At 52.0% G+C, this 8,868-nt stretch carries 8 protein-coding genes; 4 read left to right on the top strand and 4 right to left on the bottom strand.

The features are described from left to right. From Q0294_RS02375 to Q0294_RS02390, 4 genes are all read left to right on the top strand, one after another. The coding region (locus Q0294_RS02375; protein ID WP_299460539.1) for a pyridoxal-dependent decarboxylase at window positions 1–880 on the top strand (880 nt) is incomplete at its 5' end. A gap of 148 nt (window positions 881–1,028) precedes the next feature. Further along, window positions 1,029–1,295 carry an RNA polymerase subunit sigma gene (locus Q0294_RS02380; protein ID WP_299460541.1) on the top strand — a complete coding sequence of 89 codons (267 nt, stop codon included), beginning with the start codon at window positions 1,029–1,031 and terminating at the stop codon, window positions 1,293–1,295. A gap of 76 nt (window positions 1,296–1,371) precedes the next feature. After that, entirely contained in the window at window positions 1,372–2,964 is a 1,593-nt protein-coding gene (locus tag Q0294_RS02385; protein ID WP_299460543.1) for a DUF6798 domain-containing protein, read from the top strand. A gap of 26 nt (window positions 2,965–2,990) precedes the next feature. Then, a complete protein-coding gene (locus Q0294_RS02390; RefSeq protein WP_299460545.1) occupies window positions 2,991–4,511 on the top strand; it encodes a PQQ-binding-like beta-propeller repeat protein in 1,521 nt (506 codons plus the stop codon). A gap of 77 nt (window positions 4,512–4,588) precedes the next feature. Here Q0294_RS02390 and murA read toward each other — a convergent pair whose 3' ends face one another. The 4 genes from murA to Q0294_RS02410 form a co-directional block, all read right to left on the bottom strand. Then, window positions 4,589–6,022, bottom strand: coding sequence for a UDP-N-acetylglucosamine 1-carboxyvinyltransferase (gene murA / locus Q0294_RS02395; protein WP_299460547.1), 1,434 nt, complete (start codon window positions 6,020–6,022; stop codon window positions 4,589–4,591). Window positions 6,023–6,082: 60 nt separating this feature from the next. After that, window positions 6,083–7,000 carry a peptide chain release factor N(5)-glutamine methyltransferase gene (prmC, locus tag Q0294_RS02400; protein ID WP_299460550.1) on the bottom strand — a complete coding sequence of 306 codons (918 nt, stop codon included), beginning with the start codon at window positions 6,998–7,000 and terminating at the stop codon, window positions 6,083–6,085. 48 nt (window positions 7,001–7,048) lie between these two features. Next, complete coding sequence (prfA, locus tag Q0294_RS02405; RefSeq protein WP_299460552.1) at window positions 7,049–8,131, bottom strand: peptide chain release factor 1; 1,083 nt, start codon at window positions 8,129–8,131, stop codon at window positions 7,049–7,051. A 197-nt stretch (window positions 8,132–8,328) separates the two neighbouring features. Beyond that, complete coding sequence (locus Q0294_RS02410; RefSeq protein WP_299460554.1) at window positions 8,329–8,616, bottom strand: type B 50S ribosomal protein L31; 288 nt, start codon at window positions 8,614–8,616, stop codon at window positions 8,329–8,331. Window positions 8,617–8,868 lie beyond the last annotated feature (252 nt).

Raw genomic sequence — 8,868 nt, forward strand, 5'->3', positions numbered from 1 at the left:
GGTCGCGCTCGATGAGAAACGGAGAATGAACCCACACGCATTAAATGAAATGATCCTGAAATGCCGGAGTGAAAATAAAAAGATCATCGCTGTTATCGCCTGCGCCTGTGCGACTCCCATTGGTGCCTTTGATCCCTTGAACGAAATCGCCGACCTCTGCGAGCAATACCAGATCTGGCTGCACGTCGACGCGGCACATGGTGGGCCCACCTGCTTTTCTCAACAGCACCAGCATCTTACAAACGGTCTGCACCGCGCGGACAGTGTGGTCTTCGATGCCCATAAAATGATGTTCATGCCCGCCTTGAGTGCGTTCCTGTTTTTTAAAGACAAAACACATCAATTCACGGCGTTCCAGCAACAGGCCCCTTACCTGTTTGATCCGTCTGCTCCCGAAATTGCGGAATATGATTTGGGTTTAAGAACCATCGAATGCACGAAACGAGCGAACAGCTACGCACTCTGGGGAATCTGGTCGCTGTTCGGAAAACAACTCTTCGCCGATCTCGTGGATGTGACTTTTGAGACCGCCCGTTTATTCTACTCGCTGCTCCTGCAGGCTCCTGATTTTGAACCCCTGCACGAACCTGAATGCAATATTGTCGTCTTCCGTTACCAGCCGGAATGGCTGCAGGAATTACCACAGGAACAACAGAACCTGTTTCATTTTCAATTGCGCAGGCTGATTATCGAGTCGGGAGAATTTTATATCGTGCATTCCGTTCTGGATGGCCAGGCGGCTTTTCGCATCACCGTGATGAATCCGCTCACGAACGAATCGCATCTGAAACAACTTCTGGAAACGATTCGGCAGCAAGGAAACGAGTTACAGAAATCTTTTCCCGCGCCGCTCCGGACCGATCATTGCAGACAGACTTGACAATTCAGGGGTAGATCGAAAGAATCAGCGCTCAGAAAAAGACAATATTCCTGTCACCTGTTATAATAATGTAACAGTATCGTTTTAAAATGCGTTTCATTTGAAATCCTCTCAGGTGAATTCAGAGACTTAACGGAGAAGTAAGATTATGAGCGGCCCCATAGTTCGTACCGGTACGACCCCCCAGTTCTGGGAAAATTACGACAAGATCTTCGGCGATTCTGCCAAAAAAGAGACGAAAAAGAAAACCGCTTCCAAAACAGGAACGGCCAAAAAGAAAACAGCAAAGCAGGCAGCCCCCGCAAAGAAGTCAACCACAAAAAAATCAGCCGCCAATAAAATGCCTGCAAAAAAAGTGACCGCGAAAAAAGCAGTGACAAAAAAATCGGCGAAAAAGAAGACAGCGAAGAAATAGTCCACTTTGAGACCGCGCTGACTCATCCACACTCGCTCCGGTTAATTTTTATGGCTTAACAAGGTGCTCAAGTTCAGTGAATCCTGAATCCACAGCGACTAAAATCTCTCCCCAAGCCATGCTCCTGATATTGTTGATCGGCGGTTCCTTCGCCGCCGATTCCTTTCTCCGGTTCCCAATCCCCGGAACAAATGAACCACATTATCTTTGCAAAGCCCGACACTACTGGAATCCGCAGTGGTGTTCCGGCGATTTTTTCCTCGAATCGTCGAACGCCCACGCCGTTTTTTATCAGGTGCTGGGTAGTCTGACGCAATGGATTTCACTGCACAACACCGCCCTCCTTGGAAGACTGGCGGGGTTTCTGCTGCTGGCGTTGGGCTGGTATCGACTCGTCCGGACTTTGATACCGGGACTCTGGTCCCCTTTGATTGCTGCCTGGATCTATCTGGGAATCGCCGCTATCGGCAACTTCTCCGGCGAATGGATCGTCGGCGGCATTGAATCCAAAGTATTCGCCTACGGTTTTCTTTTTTTATCGCTGGCGAACGCCTGTGAACAGCGCTGGAACCGATCCGCCATCTATGCGGGGCTGACCATCAGCTGGCATCCCGTCGTGGGAATCTGGGCTCTTTTTTGCGGAGGATTTTCGCTGGCCTGTTATGCGGTTCTGAATCAGGAGTTTCGTCACAAAACCGCTCTCAGGCAAAGTTTGAAAACCGCAGTCCCGGCGTGCGGTTTACTCCTGCTCTGCGCTCTGCCAGGACTCATTCCCTCGCTCAGCCTCGTTTTTCACGGCGCTTCACAAGAAAAGTTCGCAGCGAATTATATTCAGGTCTTCTACCGCCTGAAGCATCATCTTGATCCGATGGATTTCGATCCAGAAAGCTATCTGTTTTATGCAATCCTGTTGGGCATCTGGGTTTTCCTGCAGCGAAAATCAGGCCCTGCGTTTGCCGGTCGATTTTTTCAATGGTTCATCATCGGAACCATTGGCCTGGCAGTCATCGGTTTTTTACTGGGGGCAGGACCGCGGCCGGCCAGTGAAATGCCCTTTTATGCCTTTCGCATGTCGCTTTTAAAATTTTATCCGTTTCGCCTGTTCGACGCGTTGCTGCCGATTGCGGTCACCATTTCCCTTGTCCGCTCAATCCAACTACGCTTCTTTACAACGGAACACGCGGATGCAGAAACGCTGAGAGTCGCAAAATCGCCTCGCACCGTGATCGTCGCCCTGCTCAGTCTGTGTCTGTTCACAGCCGTCCTCTATTCCGCCTGGGTCTTTCCTCCCGTCCACGAGATGTCTCCCGCACAACGCAAAGACTGGCTCGCTGCCTGCGACTGGATTCATCAACACACACCAGAAACGGCCTTATTTTTGACTCCCGCCCATGAAGCCGACTTCAAATGGTACGCGGAACGACCAGAATATGTCACCTTCAAAGACTGTCCCCAGGACGCCGCCGGCATTGTCGAATGGAATCGACGCTTGAAATACTTACGCAAATGGGGTCAGGAATACTATAATGGAGGTTTCGATGACCGTGCATTACGTGCCCTCAAAGAGAACACAAACATCACGCATCTGCTCGTAAAGCGGCTGGGCCCCTTTACCGGCATTAAACCCGTTTACCAAAATCAAACGTATAAAGTCTATGAACTTCCCTGACCGCCTACCTCTGAATGGTTTCTCTTATGCAGAATTTAGACAATTCCATTAGTCGCCGCTACAGGTTTTCTTTCTTCACGCTGATTCTGGGAACCTCGTTTTCTCTGATCACAACGTTACCAGCGCCGCACACAGGCCGGTTTGACGCGACAGCAAACGCGCAGTCTGTCGAGGAAACATCAGGAAACTGGCCTTACTTTCTAGGCCCGCAACAGACGGGAATATCCTCGGAAACCAATCTGATTGACAAGTTCCCGCTCGAAGGCCCCCCGTTATTATGGGAGAAAAAAATCGGCACAGGTTACAGTGCCCCCTCCGTACTGGGCAATCAACTGGTGATTCATCATCGACCCGATGGAGACCGCGAAGGTAAAGAGGTCATCGAATGCGTGGCGGCGGATACCGGCAAGCCATTGTGGAAGTACGAATACGACTCTGATTTCCGCGACCCCTATGGATACAACAACGGACCACGCTGCTCTCCCCTCCTGACCCCCCAATACTGTTACACGTTCGGTGCGCAGGGAAAGTTGTATTGCCTCAATCTCAAAGACGGAACACTCGTCTGGCACCACGACTGTCTGAAAGAGTTTGACGTTCCCCCCGGATTTTTCGGCGTCGGTTCCACCCCCATTCTGGAAGGCGATAAATTGATCGTCATGGTGGGAGGCAAACCGAACGCGGGCATGGTCGCCTTTGATGCCGTCACCGGAAAAACACTTTGGGAAAATGTCGGCAAAGATGTCTGGAACGGAACCTCCACCGGCTGGGAACGCATGCCCGTGTATAAGTGGCGGGGCAATGAAAAAATTTCCAGCTACTCTTCCCCCCTCGCCGTCACCATTCATGGCAAACGCCACCTGCTCTGCCTGATGCGCCAGGGACTGGTTTCACTTGATCCCCAGGATGGTTCCGTTAATTTCAAATACTGGTTTCGTTCCTTGATTAACGACTCCGTGAATGCGGCGCGTCCGGTTGTTGTGGATGATAAAATCTTTCTGTCCGCTGCTTATGAAGTCGGGTCGGCGTTATTGCAGGTCGATGCAGACGGCAAGAGTTATAAAGAACTCTGGCGAAATCCCACCAACATGCTGACGCACTGGTCCACGACCATTCAGCACGAAGGATATCTCTACGGCTTCAGCGGACGCCACGAACGGGGCGCGACCATGCGTTGTGTCAGACTGACAGACGGAAAAGTGATCTGGGAAACTGATGGCTCAGAGCCGGTCGTCGGAAAAGTAAAACCCAATACGCTTACTGGACAGTACCAGTGGATTGATTCCGGCAAAACGGCCCCCTGGCCTGTTTATGGACGTGGCTCTGCGATCCTGGCAGATAACAAATTTATCGTTCTGGGAGAGCGCGGCACGCTGGCCATTGTGAAGGTCGATCCCATGCAGTTCACTGAAGTCTGTCGTACTTCGTTCCCGCAGATCAAATATCCGGCGTGGGCTGCGCCGGTTCTGGCTCACAAAAAAATCTATCTCCGCAGCGAATCACATTTAATCTGCCTGGATTTCAGCAAAAAGAGATCCGAAAAATAACGGAATGAGGTCGTGCTGTTTGACGAAGGGCAATCACTGGAGTGTCTTAGCAGAAAGGTCTGGTTCGACTCGACGACTTAAACCGCGTCTGCCTCATTTGCTGACTGCTCAGCCGTTTTGACGCTCGCGTTCCAGTGTGGTCCCGTCAGTGCATCGAGCAACTCAGAATGAGTGGGGCGACTCTCACCATCGGTCAGCTTCAGGCTTTCCGGCATGTTTTTCGGTTCATCTGTCACGCGACGGACATCGGCGCCCAGTGAGATCAGCTTCTCTTCCAGCTTCTCGTAACCGCGATCCAGATGATAGATCCGGCGAATCACCGTCTCCCCTTCCGCAGCCAGACCCGCTAACACCAGAGCTGCACTGGCTCTTAAATCGGAAGCCATCACGCAGGCACCACTTAATCGGGAAACGCCGTTCAGAATGGCGCTGGCAGATTCACGGCGGATGTTGGCTCCCATCCGGGCCAATTCCGATGCATGCATGAAGCGATCGGGAAAAACCTTGTCGGTCACAATACTGATTCCAGACACACCGGCCAGCAATGACATTAATTGGGCCTGCACATCGGTTGGAATGCCGGGATATGGCAATGCAATACAATCTACCGATTTCAGAGGCTGCGTGACTTTCACCAGGATCGATTGCATTTTCGCGGGCTGATCCGGAAATTCGAGTTGAATCGTGACTCCCACTTCCCTCAGTTTTTCAATGACCGCCGTAATGTGATCGGGGCGCACCTGATTCAATCTGACTTCGCCCCCCGTAATCGCCGCGGCAATCATCAGCGTTGCCACTTCGATGCGATCGGGAATCACCGTGTGTTCCACCCCCTGGAGTTGCTCGACCCCTTCGATCGTCAGAAACGGAGTCCCCAGGCCTGCGATTTTTGCACCGGCAGCATTCAGAAAATTGCCGACATCAACGACCTCGGGTTCACAGGCCGCCGATTCGATGGTGGTGGTTCCCTTGGCGAGAGTCGCCGCTATCATCACGTTGCAGGTCCCCGTCACGGTACTTCCAAACGCGCCCCCCAGAAAAATATTCGCACCGCGCAAGCGGTCCGCACGCGCGATGACATAACCCCGGTCGACGCGAATTTGTGCGCCTAAGGCAGTGAGCCCTTTCAGATGCAGGTCAATCGGCCGATCACCGATGTTGCAGCCGCCGGGCAGAGAGACGCACGCCATACGCCGTTTCGCCAGGAGCGGTCCCAGGACGCAAACACTGGCCCGCATCCGCCTCACGAGATCGTAATCGGCGATGCACGAGGTTTCATCCACGGTTTTTAACCGCAATGCGCCACTCGCATCACGATTCACTTCCATTCCGAGCGAGCCCAGCACCTGTGATTGCGTTGTCACATCCACCAGATTGGGGAGGGAATGCAGGACCGTTTCACCTTCGCAGGCCAAAGCAGCCGCCATCAGTGGTAATGCGGAATTCTTGGCACCACTGGCGGAAACACTACCTGCAAGCCGCTCGCCTCCGCGAACGATCAACATATCCATCCCTGGATCTCCTGGAGCTGTTTTGATTGAATCTCGAAGGGGGAAGTATAGAGAATCAGATTATTTTAAGATAGGCAATTTTCTGCCAATAATCACCCGGGCGCGCCCTGCCAGGTCTGCTTTCACTCTCACGTCGGTATATTTCCCTGAAGCTTCGAACAGTGCTTTTAAAGCGGGTTCCTGTTCTGGAGAGAATTCCAGCATCAACGTGCCGGCTTCTTTCAAATAGGCAGGGGCTTCCTGAATGATCCGGCGGTAAAAATCCAGACCGTCAACGCCTCCCGACAAAGCCAGCCGGGGTTCATGCTGCCTGACATCCGCTTCCAGCAATTCGATCTCGGCATCGGGAATATACGGCGGATTACTGACGATCATATCAAACGCGGTATCGGCCGGTATTCCCGCAAAGCAGTCACTCTGCAGAAAGCGAATCTTATCCGAGACGCGATTGGTCTCCGCGTTTTTCGTGGCGATGGCTAACGCGGCTGGGCTGATATCCGTCGCCAGAAATGAGGCCTTCGAATAATGGGCGGCAGTGGCGATGGCAATACAGCCGCTGCCCGTGCACAGATCCAGAATGAAAGGCGAGGCGATTTTTTGCGCTTCGTCCACCAGTTCCATCACCAGCGTTTCCGTATCCGGGCGTGGTACGAGCACATTCCGGTCGACCAGAAAATCCAGCCCGAAGAATTCGCGTTTTCCCACCAGATAAGCCACCGGTTCCGATTTCGCGCGGCGCTGAACCAGTTCGCGCATCAGCGTGCGTTGTGCTTCCGTGACTTCGTCTTCATAGTTGGTATAGAGGCGAATCCGCTCGCAGTTCCGGGCAAATGCCAGGAGAACTTCCGCATCCAGGCGGGGGGAATCACTGCCATGTTTGGTTAAATGCGCCGTCGTCCAGTCAAGAATTCGGCGAACCGTCCACGATTCTGAAGCCGACTGCGAAGTGCTCTCCGATGATTCTGGATTTTCTTTCAAAACACGATCCGTCGAAATAACAGTCGACAGTGAAACGGCAGGCAGCGCTTAACGCTTTGCGCTATCGCCCAGCAGACGCTCTTCACGGTCAAACTGTAACAAGGCTTCGACCAGTTCATCCAAGCTTCCCTGCATAATCTGATCAATTTTATAAAGTGAAAGGTTGATGCGGTGGTCAGTCACACGACCTTGTGGAAAGTTATAAGTTCGAATCCGCTGGCTGCGGTCTCCCGAGCCGATCAAAGTACGCCGTTGATCAGCACGTTCGTCGGCGGCTTTCTGCTGCATTTGCTCCAGCACACGGCTGCGGAGCACGCGCATGGCTTTCGCCTTATTTTTATGCTGACTTTTTTCATCCTGACATTGCACGACGGTCCCCGTCGGCAAGTGAGTGATGCGCACCGCACTCTCAGTCTTATTGACTTTCTGCCCGCCCGGGCCACTGGCATGAAATGTATCCAGGCGAATGTCGTCCGGTTTGATTTCCACTTCAATTTCGCTTGCTTCCGGCAGTACGGCAACGGTAGCAGCACTGGTATGCACGCGGCCTTGCGTTTCTGTTTCCGGAACGCGCTGTACCCGATGGCCACCACTTTCAAACTGCAAACGATGGAAGGCACCTTGACCGGCGATCGAGAAAATGACTTCTTTGATTCCCCCGAGTTCCGTTGCACTCAGGTGCAGAACTTCTGATTTCCAGCCTTTCTGGGCCTCGACATAATGCTGATACATGTCAAACAGCTCGCGGGCGAATAAAGCAGCCTCGTCGCCGCCGGCACCCGCGCGAATTTCCATGATCAAACCGCCGCGCGTGATCGAGTCACCCGCTACGACAATATCTTCAAGTTCTTTTGTATGCGCTTCCTGCGCTTCGCAAAGCTCGTCCAGCTCTTTCTGCGCATAAGCTTTCGCCGCAGGATCGGTTTCCTCTTTGAGCATCTCACGCGCTACTTCAATATCCGCGGCGCGGTTATTGTATAACTTGACTTCCTGGGCCACTTTGCCCAGACCGCCGTATTCACGCTGAATCTCAACCATCTTGGCGTTGTTGGTCAGAACTTCTGGATCCTGAAGCTGTTTTCCCAGCTCTTCGTAACGGACCAGTTTTGCTTGCAGGGTGGGAAACTTCATTTACCCAAATCCACGAATAGGTCAGTCAGACTTCCGTTTCATTTCCCGAGAAATTTGATTCCTGCCAGAGAAACAAAACGAATCAGAGAAACAAAACGAAATCAGACATTAAAAATAGAGAAAGACGGCACTGTTCACTAAACGAGGCTCATACGGATTGTCCGCAGAGCCTCGGTAAAAAACGATTCGTAAATTTGCTACTCGCCTTCTTTCTTGGCGTCCCCTTCTTCGGAGTTTCGTTTGTCCCAGTTGTATTTCTTCTGGAACTTTTCAACTCGCCCGGCGCTGTCAACAAACTTCATCTTACCGGTGTAGTAAGGATGCGATCTGGAACTGATTTCCACAGTGATCAGCGGGTAAGTATTACCATCTTCCCACTCGACTGACGCCTTGGATGTGACTGTGGAATGGATCATGAATGAATCACCTGTCGAAGTATCCTTAAATACAACAGGATGATAGTCGGGATGAATGTCTTTTTTCATTTTAATCAGCTTCTTTGTTACCTAATAACCTTGTCGATCTCAGGGACTTGCCTGTTGCCATCCCCGCCTGTCCATTACGTTTATGAAAGCACGGCTTCGTTTTGCTCAAGCGTCCGGCCAGACTGAAAACCCGGCCTGCGGAACTCATTCCTAAAATTAGGAGGCAAAACAGCTTATAGAAATACTCGCTTAGTGAAACGTCACAGTTTACGTTCCTGTACCCGAATGAGCAAGCGCAAAGCCCTTACTCTT

The organism is uncultured Gimesia sp. (genome assembly GCF_937919775.1).
In the GTDB taxonomy this organism is placed as follows: Bacteria; Planctomycetota; Planctomycetia; order Planctomycetales; family Planctomycetaceae; genus Gimesia.